This is a genomic window from Bacillus sp. FSL K6-0268, from assembly GCF_038005425.1.
GTDB classification, from domain to species: domain Bacteria; phylum Bacillota; class Bacilli; order Bacillales; family Bacillaceae_G; genus Bacillus_A; species Bacillus_A thuringiensis_S.
Genome location: NZ_JBBOTF010000001.1, coordinates 1,587,510 through 1,605,288, shown reverse-complemented (window position 1 = coordinate 1,605,288; position 17,779 = coordinate 1,587,510). Strand labels below are relative to the sequence as shown.

The following is a 17,779-nucleotide window of genomic DNA, read 5'->3' as shown; positions in this document are numbered from 1 at the left end:
TCGAGGATCAGGCTGCTCAGCCTGCGAGTAGGGAGCCCCGCGCGTTCACTGAGAAACACTCTTTTCGTGTGGTAAATCCACAGGGGAATACAGAATTGTCCCAAATGATCCTAAGACCATTATCTAGAAATATCTTGAGACGTCCAAGTATTTTCTTTATTACTGGACTCTTATTAGAGAGAAAAACTAAGCCTGAGATAGGGCTTAAATATTAATATACGAGGGGAATCAATAGGTGAAATAAGAAAAGAAACTGGTGAAAGAATTTCCTCTTTAAAATTTTGGACGGATAATACATTATCTCTTATTCAAATAGGACGTGGTTATTGGAAGTATACGCCGAATAAAGAATACATCCATTTTGAGACACAATATGATTATGATACAAGATTTGGTCGTATAGGAAATGTAATAGATTCCTATATTTTTCGTCCGTTATTAGGTTGGGCGACCGCTTGGAGTTTTGATGCCTTAAAATTATGGTTAGAAAAGGGGCTTCATCCTAGGTTACTAATTAGAAGAACAATGACGTATTGGCTCGTATGCTTTTTATTTGCTTTTGTATGGATATATCAAGGGATAGTGCCGAAACTACTGTTTACTCATTCAGAAGAAGTAAAGATGCTTTCTGTATTAATTGGTTCAAATGAAAGTAGTGTATATATACTTAAAATAATTGGGGTGTTAGAAATAATTTTCGGTGTCGTATGGCTGTTGCCACTAACAAAACGAAAATTATTTATACTGCATATTATTGTATTACTAGTTTTAACGTTAGCGGCAGGATTTACGAATATCGCAAGCTTTACAGGGCCGTTTAATCCGATTACATTAAATGTTCTTCTAATGGGGTTATCAATTGTCGGTTATATAAATAGTTTCGATTTACCAAGCGCGAAAAATTGCAAGAGGGCGAGAAAGGGATAAGTGTATGGCTAATATGTATGAACGATTATTAGGGGATACCTATAAAAATCTTCATCCTGAATTGCAGAAGCGTTATGCCATTACAGAAGAGAATAGTTTTACAGGGGAAGGAAAGATGGATGAAATTTACGGTGGCTCTTTTTTCGTGAAATTTATATTGAAAATTGCATCGAAGTTTCGAATGTTTTTCTCGGAACGAGGAGAGGAAATTCCATTTACGATACAAAACATAGCTGAGCGAGATGAATATGGACAAGAATTAGTAAGGTGGAACCGTACTTTTTATTTTCATAATAAGAAAAGATATTTTAACGCAGTTATGCAATTGGATGAAAACGAAAATGAAATTGTAGATTATTTTGGCGAACCACATTTACTCGTTTCTACACTACATTTTCATATCGATGAGTTAGGGGCAATGCATATTGCTTCAAAGAAACAATGGTTTTATATGTTTGGAAGAAAAATTCCGTTGCCAAAATTCTTGTATGGTGAAGCAAAAATTGTTGAAAGTTATGATGCAACACTACAGTGTTTTCGAATTCATGTACAAGTACGAAACCCGTTAATTGGCTCGCTTTTTTCATATAAGGGAACATTTGTGGAAAGGAAATAAACGATATGAAAAATATAATATTTGGGCTTGCTGGTTATGTTGTTTTTCTATTATGTGAGCGGTCGAATATAAATCCTGTTGAAGCAATTATATTATTATCTGTTTTATTATTTATACCAATGTCACTTTGTATTATTGATAAAAGAAAAAGAGATGGATCGTATTTATTATTTTATAAATTCGTATCGTTTTTATATCCAATTGCAGCAATTTGTGCAATGCTAGCTTTCGTCACAAATCACTATGTATTTGCGCTAGTTTGGTTTGTATATACAGGAATTGTTGCGTTATTTGGTGTAAGTAGATTGCTAGAAAGAGGATGGAAGCCGTTAGAAGAGACCGCCATAGATAGTGCGTTTATTTATTTGTTTTTAGGTGGTTTTTGGTTTTTTGCTTCAGTAGCAAAACTTTCAATTATGCAGTTTAGCTCTGACATTGTTTTACTCACAGCTGCACATTTTCATTATTCGGCGTTTCTATTGCCATTATCAGCTGGTTTAATAGGGAGAAAAAGAGAAAAGAGAAGTAAAGTATATGATGTTATTATGTTTATCATCATGATTTCACCTATGACAGTCGCAATAGGAATTACATACTCGAGAATATTTGAATTTTTTGCAGTGTTTCTATATTTATGTGCGATTTATGGGTATGGATTTTACGTTTGGAAAGCAAAATTTAATGCTATCAGTGCAAAGATTCTACTAATCGTTTCGTCTAGTACACTCATGGTTACAATTATGTTCTCACTTATATACTCATACGGGAATTTGAAGCATGTAATGACGATTACAATTGCTCAAATGGTTTGGATTCATGGTGTTGTCAATGGAATTGGAGTAGCGTTACCGGCATTTGTCGGCTGGATGATCGAAAAGAGTGTTCCGAATTATAAATACTATGGGAAACCAATGAGTAAATTAAGAGGAAGTGTGGCAATTGGTGAGGCTTTTTTATATAGCGGCAATTTAGTAGGCAGTAAGGAATACAACGGTTTAGTTGATCAAATAACTGATTTTCATAGTGAGTCATTTGACGTGACGAAGGTACCTTTAAGTATTATTCGTTTTTATGAAAATACAACAGAGTATGAGTTGCAATCAAATATTAAATGGGCTCGTTGGTTCCGCCCATTTGCATTTTGTTATGAGAAAATGAGTAAGCGTGTGGGACAAATACATTTAGGGATGGGCGGCAATTGGGAAACGATGCATGGCTCTATCATTAATGTAATAGATGAGAAAGATGGAAGAGAGAATGTAAGGGCTTGGCTAAGGAAAAATGAAGCAGGTGAATCTATTTTTGTAGCTCTTTATTCAAAGCATACAAATAAGAATGAGACATATATGAATATCGCCTTACCTTTACCTTATTCGAATATGACTGGTATTTTGAAAATATATAATGATAGTCATGATTTAATCATTACTAGTAAGTTAAGAGAAAATGGTCAGGGAGATGAGGGTATTTATTTACATACTCAGTTCTTAACAATCCGTTTACCGTTAGCAGAGACTTTCGTCATTACAGAGGATAAGGATAAAATGTTAACAGCTCATCATAGCATGTGGATATTTGGACTTAAATTTTTACATATTCATTATAAGATTGAAAAAATTACTTAGAAGTAAGAAAGGCTTGGACAGGTTTCCAAGCTTTTTTATGTATGGGTAATTGTCATAGAAATTTGTTTATTTAGCTCATTATCCCAAACACGTTGAATTTCAAAAGTGCCTGTTTCAAAAAATAATGGGAATCTCTCTTTAAACCAATCTTGCATAGGAAGATGTAGTGCTGTATCGATTGGTATCCATAATAATTCGCCCTCAGGAGGGTTTAAAAGAAGTTCACCTTCAAATGAGTCTGTCCAGTAGTTAAATACCATGTACCGAACATTACCTTTCGGATTTACATATTCATCTAATCCTTTAAAAGTTAAATTCGAAACAAGTAATCCAGTTTCCTCTTTTACTTCTCTTATAGCGGCTTGAACGATACTTTCGGGGAAATCTACTTTGCCGCCAGGAGCGATGTAGCCAGGGAAACCTCGATGGTTGGGGCGTTTTATGAGTAAAACTTCATTGTTACGTTGGATCATACACATTGTATAGATCTGGTGTTCGATGTTATGTGAATTTAGAGGCATAATGATGTATTCTCCTTTATATTTTTTTGATAATTTTACCATAACATAATTGTTTCTTATATAATTATAAATTGAATATTATAAATTTTAAGTTATAAATTATAAATTCTATAGTCATTCGAAAAGAGGGAAGAGACATGCAAGGAGAAATACAAAAGGAGAAAAGTTTAGGTTATGTTGGTAAATTATTATTACCGGTTAAAGTATCACCACACTTTAAATTTTTATGGATTGGACAATTACTCTCGGCCTTAGGTAGTTCGATAACTATGGTCATACTCCCAGTTGTTGTGTATTCATTAATTGGCTCAACAGTTGTGATGGGAATGACAATGGCAATGTACATGCTACCTAATATTCTCGCTTTACCGTTTGCAGGTTTAATTGTAGACCGAATTGATCGGGTTAAATTAATGTTATTTACGGATATACTCCGCTGTATATTAATGCTATTACTTGCATCGCTTATATTTATGGATTTATTAACAATTACAGTTTTATACATTCTCGTTGCCTTATACGGACTTATGGAAGGGATATTCCAACCAGCATATTCTGCTGTAAGGGCGAAAGTATTCGTTCCTGAAATTCGTAATGCAGCTAACGCACTCACTCAAATGAGTAATCAAGGTATACGATTAATTGGACCAGCACTTGGTGGGTTAATCGTATCGGTTGCGTCTGCAGGGATAGGTTTCGGACTAGATGCAGTAACGTACTTATTATCATTTTTATGTTTATTATTTTTAAAAGAAATTAAGTTTGAAAAAGTAAAACCCATTGAAAAGAGTAAGCTTAATTACAAACAAGAGTTTATGGAAGGTGTATTAGTTTTAAAAAGTCATCCGTGGCTGTGGATTACAATTTTAGTTTTTTCTTTTATAAATATTTGTTATGCCGGCATTATCGTCGTATTAATTCCGTGGTTATTTAATGTTCATCATCATTTTGAAGCTTACGTGTATGGACTTGGCATGGCCTTTTCTGGTGGTGGGGCTGTAATTGCTGCATTAATATTTGGTGGGAAAGAGCGGTGGCATAAGAGAGGATTACTGGCTTATGGAGGTGTTTTAATGAGTGGTATTGCTTTATTAATTATGCCATTCATTTCTTGGGCACCCGCTTTAATATTCTTAATGGCAATTGAAGGATTTGGCATGATGATATTTGGACTCATTTGGGAAACGAGTTTACAGGAACTTGTACCAGAAGAAGCATTCGGAAGAGTGGCAAGTCTTGATATGTTGGGTTCTTTTGCTTTATTGCCATTAGGGTATGTAGTTGTAGGCTGGTTAGCTACTGTCATAGGTGGCGAGATAACTATTATAACACTAGCTAGTTTAGTAATTTTAACAATTGGAATAGCATTGTCTGTACCGAGTATTCGTCGATTTAATTGATTATATGGGAAAAGAGGGCTAGACCTATATAGAAAATAACCTAGCATATAATCAACCAGTATTAATAAAACAACTTTGTAATGAAAAGCCTTCCATACATATTTGGCGCAAAAAATTAGTATCGAAGCAACAAAATTAGAAATCACAAAAGAAGTGACGGAAGCGATACAAGCAGGTTTCAAAAAAGAAGAATAAGCCCTAAAGAAATTAGGACTTATTCTTCACTAAATACAAATGTTTGTTTCATTTTTTTACCTTCATTTACCGGATGGCCGTTATAAGAGAAATTCTTTTCTTCCCAAGTGATCACAACTTTAAAATTATGACTATTAAAGTCTAATGGGAATACCATGTACTCAAAGCTTGTATGACTTTTAGAAATATTTTCATTAGGTGTAGTAGGTTTAAAGGTAGCCTTAGAGGTAGGATTGTTATCAAGTATTTCCACAGATACGTTTGATACATCATGACCGATGTTTTTTACGAGTAAACTATACGTATCAAATACACCTTGCTTTGGCTGGATTGCTTGCTTGTTTGAGTTATGAGATTTATCAATTTCGACATACCATTGTTTAGACTTTGACGCAATCGGTAGTGACTGAAATGTGTAAGCACTAGCTTGCATTGGTAGTGCTAAACATATAAGCGTAAAGAGAGTTAATATTTTTCGTTTCATTTTTTGAGAGCTCCCATTCTTTAATGGATTTACTTGTTATTATCTTCTTTTTACGAGTAAATATACCATATAATGTAAAGTGAGTATTGTGAGTAGTGAATCAATATCTTATTCACTACTCTTATAGCTGGCATAATTACGTATGTAGTAAGAAAGAATAAATTTGTTTTTTCTATACTTAGATTACTGCCCTTTTTAAAAGGGCTATTTTTACGTTTTAAAAAAAGAATATACTAAGAGTTCCGTATAAATTATTTATTTTAATGTAGTTAAATGTGCTTGTAGATGTGAAATTAGAGAAGGAAGCTGTGTAGAGATGTTCCTACACAGCTTTTTAGGATATGAAAAAATTACCAAAAATATATTAAAATAACATTGTCATACAACAAGGGGGATTTGTTTTATGGAAAATGGACATCTTGCTAAAGTAGATTTAACGAAAAAAATTGAATCAAAATCTAAGTACAACAAGAAACTCGAAAAATATCAAAGGCGCTTATTAGCATTACAACAAATTTTGAAAGAAGAAAAAATCGCGGTTATGCTTGTTATGGAAGGATGGGATGCGGCTGGTAAAGGTGGGGCAATTAAGCGGGTGACGGAACATCTTGACCCACGTGGGTTCCAAGTAGATCCAATTGGAGCGCCTGCACCTCATGAAAAACGTTACCATTATTTGCAACGTTTCTGGCGCAAAATTCCACAGTACGGGCAAATTACCATTTTTGATCGCTCATGGTACGGTCGTGTGTTAGTTGAGCGTGTTGAAGGTTTTGCTACAAAGGAAGAGTGGATGAGAGCATATGATGAGATTAATGATTTTGAAAAACTACTAACAGATGACCATTACATAATAGGGAAGTTCTTCTACCATATAAGTAAAGAGGAACAGTTAAAGAGATTTAACGATAGAGAGAAAAATCCTTTGAAAAGATGGAAAATTACAGATGAAGATTGGCGTAATCGTGAAAAATGGGATGAGTATGTTGAAGCGATGGAAGACATGTTTGAAAGAACAAGTAAGCCAAATGCGAAGTGGCATATTATTGAAAGTAACGATAAATTGTATGCCCGTGTGAAAACGTTAAAAATCATTATTTCATTCATAGAGGATTATTTCTTAGAACATGGTATAGAATTGCCTTCTTATTATTATGAAATGAAAGAGGATATTGAAGTTTTGCAAGATGTAGGTGTGAAGGAGTAAATAAGAAAATGGCCCTGTGAATTGGTAAAACCAAATTATGGGGCTTTTTTATTTAGAAACATTTTACAATTAACAGAATAAGGTATATAATCAATAATCATATTAACATTGTTAATATGATTATTGATTATATAATATGTGGGGGTTTTACTTTGAAGGGAAGAGATGTTGTTTTAGGTTTATTAATGGGAAAAGAAATGTCTGGTTACGATATTAAAATTGTTTTTGAAGACGTATTTACCCACTTTTTTGATGGAAGTTTTGGAATGATTTATCCAACGTTACGACAATTGGAGAATGAGGGGAAAATAAAAAAAGAGGTTGTCATGCAAGAGGGGAAACCGAATAAGAAAATGTACTTTATTACAGATGAAGGACGTGAAGAGTTTTATCAATATATGCAGACGCCTGTAGAGAAGGATGTTTTACGTTCGGATTTTTTAATGAGAATGTATTTTGGCAACTATAGTGATGATGTGACGATAAAAAAATGGATTAAAGATGAAATTGAAAGAAAAGAAGCGTACATTGCAGATCTTCGATTGAAATATGAAAAGTGGAGAGTAGGTATTACTTTCGTCGAAGAAATTTCACTAGATGTAGGTATTGCATCGTATAGTGCACAAGTAGAGACTTTGAAGAAAAAATTAGAAGAGTTAGAGGCGGAAGAAAACAATAAAACAGAAGAATGAAAAACGCGTTCACAATAAATAAAGGGGTATATAAAGATGGAACAATCAAAGGGTATTAAGATTGTCTTTTTAATGTGTCTAGGTATCTTTCTTTGTATGATTGATACGACAATTATGAATATAGCTTTACCAGCAATACAATCGAGTGTAAATACTTCATTAGAAAAGATGTCTTGGGTATTAAATGTTTATACAATGACGATTGCAGTACTTGCCATTCCGTTAGGGCGGATAGCTGATATCTTTGGAAAAGCAAAGATGTATGTTCTTGGTCTGGTGATTTTTGGTGGTGGATCGGTACTTTGCGCTTTTGCTAATACAGGTGATTTTCTTATTTTTTCTCGTTTTATACAAAGTATTGGTGCGGCGATTTTATTTCCAACAAGTATGGTAATTGGTGTATCAGCTATGCCATTAGCTAAGAGGCATGTTGCGCTTGCGATTTTAGGAGTAACACAAGGATTGTCAGCTGCTATGGGACCAGTGATAGGTGGAATTATTACGCAAAATTTAGGATGGAGATGGGTGTTCTTCGTTAATGTTCCGGTTTGTATAATAGGAATCGTGTTATGTTGCATCATGCTACAAATAAAAAATGAAGAACGTATTATCTCAAAAATAGATTGGATAGGACTACTATTAAGTAGCACAGCAATTTTTTCATTTACTCTCATATTAGTAAAAGGTAATACATGGGGATGGCAAGGTAATATTGCTTTGTCTTGTTATGCAATTAGCACTATTTCTCTTATTCTATTTGTTTTAGTAGAACGAAAGATTCATAACCCAATGGTGAATTTAAAGTTATTTCAAGATCGAATGTTTGTCGGAGCGTCTATCGTTGTTATATTAAGTAATTTATTTTTAATTGGAGTTACTGTATTGCTTCCAACGTTCTTGACGAAACTACAAGGTCGGACGGAAATTGAAGCGGCTTTTTTAGTGACACCTATTTCAGCAATGATATTTTTAATCTCACCAGTTGCAGCAACTTTAATTAAAAAACTCGGAAAAGTAACTATTATTTTGTCAGGATTTCTTGTTATGGGGCTTTCCTACTATTGGTTGCAAATGATTGATGTTCATTCAACAAATATAGAAATTATTATTCCGTGTATGATATTAGGTGTTGGATATGGTTTAGTAGTGGGGCCAATTACAGTTTTAAGTGCTTCTTCATTTGAAGGAGAACTGTTAACTGCTTCTCAAAGTGTTGTATCAATGTTACGACAAGTTGGAATTGTATTGGCGGTTGCAATATTTGTCTCTAACTTAACTCACAATTTAACTGTAAATAAAGAAAAAGTATATCGTTATGCAGAAGAAAAGGTGCGTAATATTCATGTGAATAGTGCTGAGCAAACTGAAATTTTACAAATGACTAAAGAGAAAATAGAGAATCAAAGTTTAGAGTCGAATATAAATAAGAAACAAAATGCAATGACAATAGGATTAAGTAAAGAGAAAAAGGAAGAATTGATTCGCGACAAGACGGATGAAATATTAAGAGAAGTTCCAGTAGAATATAGAGATGTAAAAAGAGAAGAAGTTATGAGGCAAGTGACAAAAGAAGTTGAAAAACAAGAGGAAAGTATAAAGAAAGAGGTACTCACATTTTCAAATGATGTGAATCATTATGCCAAGAATCAGATGGCTATGAGTTTTACAGATTTATATAAAGCAAGTGTGCCAATTATTTTAATTTGTGCTTTCGTAAGTTTGTTGTTTTGGGAAGGGAAAGCTTTGAGTAAAAAGAGAAGGGGAAGATTAGTAGAAGAAGCGTAAAGAAAAACAGGCTATAGCAGCCTGTTTTTTTCATTGTTTCCTCCTTGCATATTGTGAATAGTAGTATTTTTAATATAGCATGGGATAAGTAGAGTATGATTAAAAAGTTTTTTAGAATGAAAGGGATGAATGGAAAATGCCATTGAATATGTAACGTTATACATAGTACATTAACAAGAGGGCTTAATTTTAAAAGGAGGATGGGGAATTGCTAGATAAGGCAGGGGCTTTAATAGATAATCATGTGTACACAGAAGAAGAGCAACAAAAACTATACAAACGAACGTTAATAATCGTCAGCATTTCACAAATGTTTGGCGGTGCAGGACTAGCTGCTGGTATTACAGTGGGAGCACTTCTTGCGCAGCAAATGCTTGGAACAGATGCATTTGCAGGATTACCAACTGCTATGTTTACATTGGGATCGGCATTAGCAGCTTTCATAGTAGGGAAGCTTTCGCAACGATATGGACGCCGGATAGGTCTTGCAACAGGATTTATAGTAGGTGGATTTGGAGCAATTGGTGTTGTAATGGCAGCTTTAACAAATAGTATTATTCTTTTACTTATTTCTTTACTCATATATGGTGCCGGTACAGCCACGAATCTACAAGCTCGTTATGCAGGTACAGATTTAGCAGATAAGAAGCAGAGAGCAACGGCTGTTAGTATTACGATGGTAATGACGACTTTCGGTGCAGTTGCAGGACCAAATTTAGTAGGGGTAATGGGAAGTTTTGCTCATTCAATTGGAGTTCCTAAACTTGCAGGTCCGTTCATACTATCGGCAGCAGCATTTATACTGGCGGGTCTAGTTCTTTTTGTTATGCTTCGTCCAGATCCGTTAATTATTGCTAACATAATAGAAAGATATAAACAGGAACATACATATAAAGGGCAACCAATAACAGAAGAAGCGAAAGAAAATAAACGAGGTATTACAGTTGGAGCAATCGTAATGATACTTACGCAAATAGTGATGGTTGCGATTATGACGATGACGCCAGTTCATATGGGACACCACGGTCACGGTTTAAGTGCAGTAGGACTTGTGATAGGTTTTCATGTAGGTGCAATGTATCTTCCATCTCTCATTACAGGAATGTTAATTGATAAAATTGGCCGAACTACAATGAGTATAGCTGGTGGAGTGATTTTACTTGCAGCGGGTGTCATAGCTGCGATAGCGCCAAGTGATTCTTTATTATTATTAATCGTTGCTCTTTCTTTACTTGGGCTAGGATGGAACCTCGGATTGATAAGTGGTACAGCACAAATCGTTGATTCCACAACACCGTCTACACGTGCTAAAACACAAGGGAAAATAGATGTTTGTATTGCGCTAGCTGGAGCTTCTGGTGGAGCGATGTCAGGTATGGTAGTAGCGAATTCAAGTTATGCGGCATTGTCATTGGCTGGAGGCGTGTTAGCGTTATTACTTATTCCTGTTGTGATATGGTCTCGAAAAGGGGCAAGAAATTAAATGAAAAAGAGGTTCTAGTTACTGACTAGAGCCTCTTTTTATACACTTAAATTAAATTCCACTCTACAATAAGCCCTAAATGTGTAAGACCACCACCGAATCCGTATAGTAAAAGTGTGTCTCCATTATTTAACTTCCCTTCTTTTATAGCTAAATCTAGAGCGAGTGGAATGGTGACTGAAGAGGTATTCCCCATATATTCCACGCTCGTTAATGTTTTTTGTATTGGAATTTGAGATTTTTCGCAAATAGATTCGATCATTCGTAAGTTAGCGCTGTGGGGTATGAACCAGTCTATATCATCTACTGGCATATTTGCGGTATGTATTAAATCTTTTATGCCTTTTGGCACTGTACGTGTTGCCCATTTATATACTTCTCTTCCATTTTGAACGATTTTTTCATTTGTTTGCAGTGGTGTGCCATTCATAGTAGTAGATAAGTTTGTTCTATATAGATGAATGCCGCCATCACCGTTTGTTCCCATGTGAGCAGCGATAAAGCTTGGGGTGTCTTCATCTCTTTCTAATAAAATAGCTCCAGCACCATCACCGAATAAAATACAGGTCGTTCTATTGGTATAATCAGTAACTTTAGATAATGTCTCTGTCGCTACGACAAGTACTTTTTCATGTGATCCAGAAGTGATTAAGCTATTACCGACGTGTAGTCCATATGTAAAACCAGCACAAGTTGCATTTAAATCAAAAGCTAGTGTATGAGGTATGTTGAAGTATTGTTGTATTTGGCAAGCAACGCTAGGGAAAACGTAATCAGCAGTAGTAGTAGCGACAATGATACAGTCGACATCTTCTAAGTTTTTCTTATATGTTGTACATAAATTTTTAATTGCTTTAATGGCTAAGTTTGAGGAATATTCTTCTTCGCTAGCGATTCTTCTTTCCTTCATTCCTGTTCTTTGTACAATCCATTCATCATTCGTATGGACCATCTTTTCTAAATCGTTATTAGACAATATTTGATTTGGAACATAAGTACCAATTGCAGTAATACGAGATTTAGAATGCATAGGAACATCTCCTAATTTTTATTTTTATAACCTGATACTAATATTAGGTTATAAAATGTCAATATAGATTTTTGATGTATTGAACGACTTAACTTACTATGAAGGAATTTAGCGAGTGTTGTAAAAATAATATACGAGAAGTTTCTAAAATTGATAATTGCTTTTGTTATTTTTATTGTGAGAAAAATTCGCAAAAAATGACGATTAAAGTAAAAATATAACGATTTTCTTTAGTGTGATATAGGTTGTTAAACCTTGTGAAAGCGAATTACTTATGCTACACTTTATGTAACTTAAAATGAACGGAGGGGCTTCCTTTGATCTTAATCAGATTACGTCTCAATACTTTGTGCCAATAATTGAATAGCGCTCAAAGGCTCTGTCTGTGTACAGAGTGAACGGGATTGGTCTGCCTATTTTAAAGGAACCCTTTATTAAGCTTATATGTGAAAAAGAGGGAGGGACGAATACGCCCTCTTTTTGTTTTGCCTTTATAAATAGAATGGGATTGTATAGGTGAACACTTATTGTGGATACGTATACGATTTTGGGACTTTTTTTACTATGAGATAGGATGAAAGCACAGCTTTCTTCTATTTCTTTGATGAACCCTTATCCGTTTACGAAAACACAGGCAGCGACCTGTGTTTTTTATTTTACGTAATCGAAATGGAGGAATAAATATATGGAAGAAGTATTACAAAGAGCAGTTTTAGTTGGAGTAAATGTAGGTAATGAAGATGATTTTGCATATTCGATGGAAGAGTTAACAAATCTTGCGGAAGCTTGTGATGTAGAGGTAATTGGGCAAGTAACGCAAAATTTACAACGAGTAAATCCATCGCATTATATCGGAAAAGGAAAGATTGAAGAAGTAGCAGCGTATGTACAAGAAATAGATGCGAATATGGTCATCTTTAATGATGAATTATCTCCTTCACAAATTCGAAATTTAGAAGAGGATTTAGATTGTAAGGTAATTGATCGTACCATTTTAATTTTAGATATTTTTGCGCAACGTGCGAAAACGAAAGAAGCACAGCTACAAGTAGAAGTAGCCCATCTTCAGTATATGATGCCTCGTTTAATCGGTCTTCGTGAATCGTTAGGAAGACAGAGCGGCGGCGTTGGTACGAAAAATAAAGGTGTCGGTGAGAAGAAGTTAGAGTTAGACCGTCGTAAAATTGAAGAACAAATTTCAGTTTTAAATAAAGATTTAGAAGCGCTCGTTGCCCAGCGTCAAACGCAGCGAAAGCAACGTAAGAAAAATGAAATACCTGTTGTAGCATTAGTAGGTTATACGAATGCAGGAAAGTCAACGACGATGAATGCAATGCTTGAAATTTATAATGGTACAGAAGAAAAACAAGTATTTGAAAAAGATATGTTATTCGCGACGTTAGAAACATCTGTACGAAATATTGATTTGCCAGATAATAAATCATTCTTATTAACAGATACAGTTGGATTTGTAAGTAAATTACCACATCATCTTGTGAAGGCGTTCCGTTCAACGTTAGAAGAAGTAGCGGAAGCAGACCTACTTATTCACGTCGTAGATTACGCAAATTCAAATTATGAACAATTAATTGATATTACAAATGAAACGTTAAAGAAAATTGGAGTAGAAAATATTCCAACGATCTATGCTTATAATAAATCAGATATGGTAGATGTTGAAATTCCGAAAGTGCAAGAAGATCGCGTTTATTTATCAGCGAAGAAACATGTTGGAATTGAAGAACTTGTAGAAATGATTCGCTCACACATCTATAAAGAGTATACGAAGTGTGAAATGTTAATTCCATATGATCAAGGACAGGTAGTTTCGTATTTCAATAATCATGCACACGTTTTATCTACGAGTTACGAAAACGAAGGTACCAAATTAGAAATAGAATGTAAGACGAGTGATTACGAGAAGTATAAGCATTTTGCAATTTAATGTAAGAGGCAACCCAGTATGTGATTGGGTTGTCTTTTTTTGTACTGTTTTACCGCTGAAAGTTACAAGGATGCAAGCCAATGACGGGAGTTAAGTTATATTTCTGGAAAAAGAAATGAAAGCAGTATAGAATAGAAATGTTTCAAAAGTCAGAATTTATTACACCTACTGTAATAAATATATATTTTGTACAGAAAGGGGAGATTCACATATGCAGGCAGTTTCACACAAAAAAACTGTAGAAACACCGACAATATATCGAATTTTATTTGCGATTAGCTTTGGGCATTTTTTAAATGATTCGATGCAAGCAGTTGTGCCGGCGTTGTTTCCTATTTTGGAAAAAACGATGAATTTATCCTATATGCAAGTAGGGTGGATTGCGTTTGCTTTAAATATGACGTCATCGATTATGCAACCGGTGTTTGGTATGTATTCAGATAAGAAGCCATCACCATTTTTATTACCACTCGGTATGTTTTCAAGCATGCTTGGAATGATTGGACTCGCGTTTGCACCAAACTTTATTATTGTTATTATTTCTGTTTTATTTATTGGTTTAGGTTCCGCAGTTTTTCATCCAGAAGGCGCTCGTGTTGCGTATATGGCGGCAGGTGCAAAACGAGGGTTAGCGCAAGCGATTTATCAAGTTGGGGGAAACACGGGGAATTCCTTAGCTCCTATTTTTACAGCGCTAATTTTCGTTCCACTCGGTCAAATTGGTTCATTAGGTTTTACAGCATTTGCAGCAGTAGGAATTGTATTATTAATTTTCGTATCGAATTGGTACAAAAATGAATTAGCAACCGGCGCTGTAAGAAGGAAGAAGAGGGCTGCGCTTGAGGCGGAAAATGCAATTGTAAGTACACACATTAAATTCGTTATTATACTTCTTGTTTTTCTTACTTTTGTACGTTCTTGGTACGGTGCTGGTATCGGGAATTTCTATCAATTTTACTTAATAGAGCATTATGGTTTATCTATAAAAAATGCACAGTATTTCGTATTCGCATTTATGATTGCTGGTGTGTTAGGAACTTTCTTCGGAGGACCGTTAGCAGATCGATTTGGTAAGAAAAATATCATCGTATTTTCAATGTTAGGTTCAGCGCCACTTGCACTGTTATTACCACATGTCTCACTTGTGTGGGTCGTACCGTTATTTTTATGTATCGGTTTTATTAGTTCAAGTAGTTTTAGTGTAATTGTTGTATATGCACAAGAGCTTGTACCTGGAAAAGTGGGAATGGTGTCAGGATTAATCGTAGGTCTTGCGTTTGGACTTGGAGCATTAGGTGCAGTAGTTCTTGGGAAATTAGCAGATATATATAGCCTGCAATTTATTATGCTATTATGTAGTTGTCTACCATTAATTGGACTCACTTCATGGTTACTGCCAAGTGATAAGAAAACGATAGAATAGGGGATGCGCTATGAAATTATGTGAAAACGTAACAGAATTAATAGGCGATACACCTGTCGTCCGATTATCTAAATTTATTCCGGAAGACGCAGCAGATGTGTATGTGAAACTAGAAATGTTTAATCCATCGCGCAGTGTGAAAGACCGTGCTGCTTATAATTTACTTCACGTTGCAGAAGAAAATGGTCTCATCAAACCAGGAGATACAATCATTGAACCGACAAGCGGGAATACAGGGATTGGTTTAGCGATGAATGCAGCAGCTAAAGGGTATAAAGCGATTTTAATTATGCCAGACAATATGTCAAAAGAGCGTATTAATTTATTAAAAGCATACGGGGCAGAAGTAGTTTTAACACCAGCAGAACAAAGAATGCCAGGAGCAATTGCGAAGGCGTTAGAATTGCAAAAGCAAATACCGAATAGTTTTATTCCGCAACAATTTGAAAACCCAGCTAATCCGAATATTCACCGCTATACGACTGCGCTTGAAATTTATGAACAAATGGATGGAGAGCTTGACGCCTTTGTTGCAACGGCAGGAACAGGCGGAACGATTACAGGGACTGGTGAAACGTTAAAAGAGAAATTACCAAACTTATATATTGCAGTAGTGGAACCGAAAGGATCTCCCGTTTTATCAGGTGGTGTACCAGGTCCTCATAAACTAGTAGGAACAAGCCCAGGGTTCATCCCGAAAAACTTAAATATAGAAGTGTATAACGAAATTATTCAAATTGCAGACGAAGAGGCTTTAACGACAATGAGAAACTTAGCTAGACAAGAGGGATTATTAGTTGGGCCGTCTTCTGGAGCATCTGTTTACGCTGCAATCATGATAGCGAAACGTCTAGGCGCTGGTAAAAAAGTTTTATGTATTGCGCCTGATACAGGGGAACGTTATTTGAGTATGGGGTTATTTGAATAAAAAGGATAGAAACACCTTAATAGTGAATAGCTGCTATTAAGGTGTTTGTTTTATGGAATGAAGAAGGGGGAGAAGAACAATGAAACTATTAAAACCAATCCATGAATATAGTGAGCATATTACGGCGTATAGACAGGCATTTTTACAATCAGGGGAACAACCACATGGAAGTAGTTCTTTACAAAACTTTGATTCTCTTGATGAATGGTTTGAAAAAGTGAGTAAACAAGAACTAGGAGAAAATATACTAGCTAATCGAGTGCCATCTAGCCAGTTTTTAAGTTTTGAAAAAAGGGAACTTATAGGTTTTGTGAATATTAGACATAGATTAAATCCAGAATTATTACGGGTAAGCGGTCATATTGGATATAGTGTCCATCCAAATAAGCGTCGCCACGGTTACGCTACGAAACAACTACAACTTGCATTAGCTGAAGCACAAAAATTAGGATTACAGAAAGTGTTAATAACTTGCGATAAATCCAATATCGGTTCTGCTAAAACGATTCAAAAGGTTGGCGGTGTGTTAGAAAATGAAGTAGTTTCTTCTCGTACTGGTGAAGTTATTCAGCGCTATTGGATAGAAATATGATGTAGTAGGAATTTGAAAAGGTAATGCAAGCTGTAAAATCGAAATAGATAAATGAAAAGTAAGGGGATTACTGCAATTTTAGGAGGAAATGAATTGGGATTAAAAGAGAAAGCAATAGAGATGGCAGAGATTTATAGGAAAAATCCGAAAGTGGAAGCTATTATTTTAGCGGGTTCAGTAGCTAGAAAACTTGAAGATGAACATTCAGATATAGAATTACATATTTTATGGTCAACACCGCCGGAAGATGAGGATCGTAGGGCCCCTATTTATCATATTGATGGGAAAATATTATCGTATCATCCGTATGAGGAAGAAGAATGGTCGGAAACGTATTTAACGAAAGAGGGAATTAAATTAGAGATTAGTAACTTTTTAACAGAGACAGTAGAGAAAGTGATTTCGGATGTGGTGGATCAATATGATATAAGTTATGAAAAACAATGTATTGTATCATCTGTTCATGATGGTGTTAGTTTGTATGGAGAAGGGAAAGTGAATGAATTAAAAGATAGAGTAGCGGCATATCCAGATGAACTAGCAAAACGGATGATTTCAGAAAATCTATGGTTAAGTAATCGTTGGCACAATCGAAAGGCGCTTTTAAAACGGAAAGATTGGCTTATGCTTTATGACGTTATTTGTGAAGTACAAAGGAATGTATTTGGTGTTTTATTTGGTTTGAATAAAATGTACGTACATCATCCAGCGTTTAAATGGATGCCTAATAATGTGGAACGAATGACTATTAAACCTGAAAAATTATATAAACGTATGGCAGATACATTAATAGGGAGTCCAGAAAATAGTGTGCAGGAGTTAGAGTTGCTAATAGAAGAAGTATTGCAACAAGTTCATACATACGCGCCAGGAGTAAATGTGGATGAGCAAGAAAAATCTATTTTTTATTTTGTGAAATAGAAAAT

The 17,779-nt window shown here is 35.0% G+C and carries 15 protein-coding genes and 1 pseudogene; 13 read left to right on the top strand and 3 right to left on the bottom strand.

Going from position 1 to position 17,779, the window contains the following annotated elements:
- Positions 1-201: 201 nt before the first annotated feature.
- The 3 genes and pseudogenes from MHI28_RS08025 to MHI28_RS08015 all read left to right on the top strand — a co-directional run.
- Positions 202-927: pseudogene (locus MHI28_RS08025) on the top strand (DoxX-like family protein); the annotation flags it as partial.
- A 4-nt stretch (positions 928-931) separates the two neighbouring features.
- Positions 932-1,543, top strand: coding sequence for a DUF4166 domain-containing protein (locus MHI28_RS08020; protein ID WP_000002648.1), 612 nt, complete (start codon positions 932-934; stop codon positions 1,541-1,543).
- A gap of 5 nt (positions 1,544-1,548) precedes the next feature.
- Positions 1,549-3,168 carry a YndJ family protein gene (locus MHI28_RS08015; RefSeq protein WP_000789395.1) on the top strand — a complete coding sequence of 540 codons (1,620 nt, stop codon included), beginning with the start codon at positions 1,549-1,551 and terminating at the stop codon, positions 3,166-3,168.
- A gap of 35 nt (positions 3,169-3,203) precedes the next feature.
- Here MHI28_RS08015 and MHI28_RS08010 read toward each other — a convergent pair whose 3' ends face one another.
- Positions 3,204-3,689 carry an 8-oxo-dGTP diphosphatase gene (locus MHI28_RS08010; protein WP_001130579.1) on the bottom strand — a complete coding sequence of 162 codons (486 nt, stop codon included), beginning with the start codon at positions 3,687-3,689 and terminating at the stop codon, positions 3,204-3,206.
- Positions 3,690-3,826: 137 nt separating this feature from the next.
- Here MHI28_RS08010 and MHI28_RS08005 point away from each other — a divergent pair, with 137 nt between their 5' ends.
- Positions 3,827-5,089: an MFS transporter gene (locus tag MHI28_RS08005; RefSeq protein WP_001161167.1), complete on the top strand. Its 1,263-nt coding sequence runs from the start codon at positions 3,827-3,829 to the stop codon at positions 5,087-5,089.
- A gap of 214 nt (positions 5,090-5,303) precedes the next feature.
- Here the strand turns inward: MHI28_RS08005 and MHI28_RS08000 are convergent, their stop codons facing one another.
- A complete protein-coding gene (locus tag MHI28_RS08000; RefSeq protein WP_000823339.1) occupies positions 5,304-5,768 on the bottom strand; it encodes a hypothetical protein in 465 nt (154 codons plus the stop codon).
- 403 nt (positions 5,769-6,171) lie between these two features.
- On the opposite strand from MHI28_RS08000, the gene MHI28_RS07995 reads away from it, so the two are divergent.
- From MHI28_RS07995 to MHI28_RS07980, 4 genes are all read left to right on the top strand, one after another.
- Positions 6,172-6,975, top strand: coding sequence for a polyphosphate kinase 2 family protein (locus tag MHI28_RS07995; RefSeq protein WP_000427314.1), 804 nt, complete (start codon positions 6,172-6,174; stop codon positions 6,973-6,975).
- A 152-nt stretch (positions 6,976-7,127) separates the two neighbouring features.
- Complete coding sequence (locus MHI28_RS07990; RefSeq protein WP_000678344.1) at positions 7,128-7,667, top strand: PadR family transcriptional regulator; 540 nt, start codon at positions 7,128-7,130, stop codon at positions 7,665-7,667.
- 36 nt (positions 7,668-7,703) lie between these two features.
- Complete coding sequence (locus tag MHI28_RS07985) at positions 7,704-9,452, top strand: MFS transporter (protein WP_000438124.1); 1,749 nt, start codon at positions 7,704-7,706, stop codon at positions 9,450-9,452.
- 208 nt (positions 9,453-9,660) lie between these two features.
- Entirely contained in the window at positions 9,661-10,935 is a 1,275-nt protein-coding gene (locus tag MHI28_RS07980) for an MFS transporter (protein WP_000884512.1), read from the top strand.
- A 46-nt stretch (positions 10,936-10,981) separates the two neighbouring features.
- Here MHI28_RS07980 and MHI28_RS07975 read toward each other — a convergent pair whose 3' ends face one another.
- On the bottom strand, positions 10,982-11,965 hold the full coding sequence (locus MHI28_RS07975; protein ID WP_340827741.1) for a ketoacyl-ACP synthase III: 984 nt from the start codon (positions 11,963-11,965) through the stop codon (positions 10,982-10,984).
- 685 nt (positions 11,966-12,650) lie between these two features.
- Here MHI28_RS07975 and hflX point away from each other — a divergent pair.
- The 5 genes from hflX to MHI28_RS07950 all read left to right on the top strand — a co-directional run bounded on the left by hflX (position 12,651) and on the right by MHI28_RS07950 (position 17,774).
- Positions 12,651-13,910 carry a GTPase HflX gene (gene hflX / locus MHI28_RS07970; RefSeq protein WP_000393288.1) on the top strand — a complete coding sequence of 420 codons (1,260 nt, stop codon included), beginning with the start codon at positions 12,651-12,653 and terminating at the stop codon, positions 13,908-13,910.
- 211 nt (positions 13,911-14,121) lie between these two features.
- Positions 14,122-15,333: an MFS transporter gene (locus tag MHI28_RS07965; protein ID WP_001149399.1), complete on the top strand. Its 1,212-nt coding sequence runs from the start codon at positions 14,122-14,124 to the stop codon at positions 15,331-15,333.
- Between the two features lie 10 nt (positions 15,334-15,343).
- On the top strand, positions 15,344-16,261 hold the full coding sequence (gene cysK, locus MHI28_RS07960) for a cysteine synthase A (protein ID WP_000762269.1): 918 nt from the start codon (positions 15,344-15,346) through the stop codon (positions 16,259-16,261).
- Between the two features lie 79 nt (positions 16,262-16,340).
- A complete protein-coding gene (locus MHI28_RS07955) occupies positions 16,341-16,853 on the top strand; it encodes a GNAT family N-acetyltransferase (protein ID WP_340827740.1) in 513 nt (170 codons plus the stop codon).
- A 93-nt stretch (positions 16,854-16,946) separates the two neighbouring features.
- The gene (locus MHI28_RS07950) at positions 16,947-17,774 is read left to right on the top strand and encodes a DUF4037 domain-containing protein (protein WP_000523164.1); all 828 of its coding nucleotides are present in this window, start codon (positions 16,947-16,949) and stop codon (positions 17,772-17,774) included.
- Positions 17,775-17,779 lie beyond the last annotated feature (5 nt).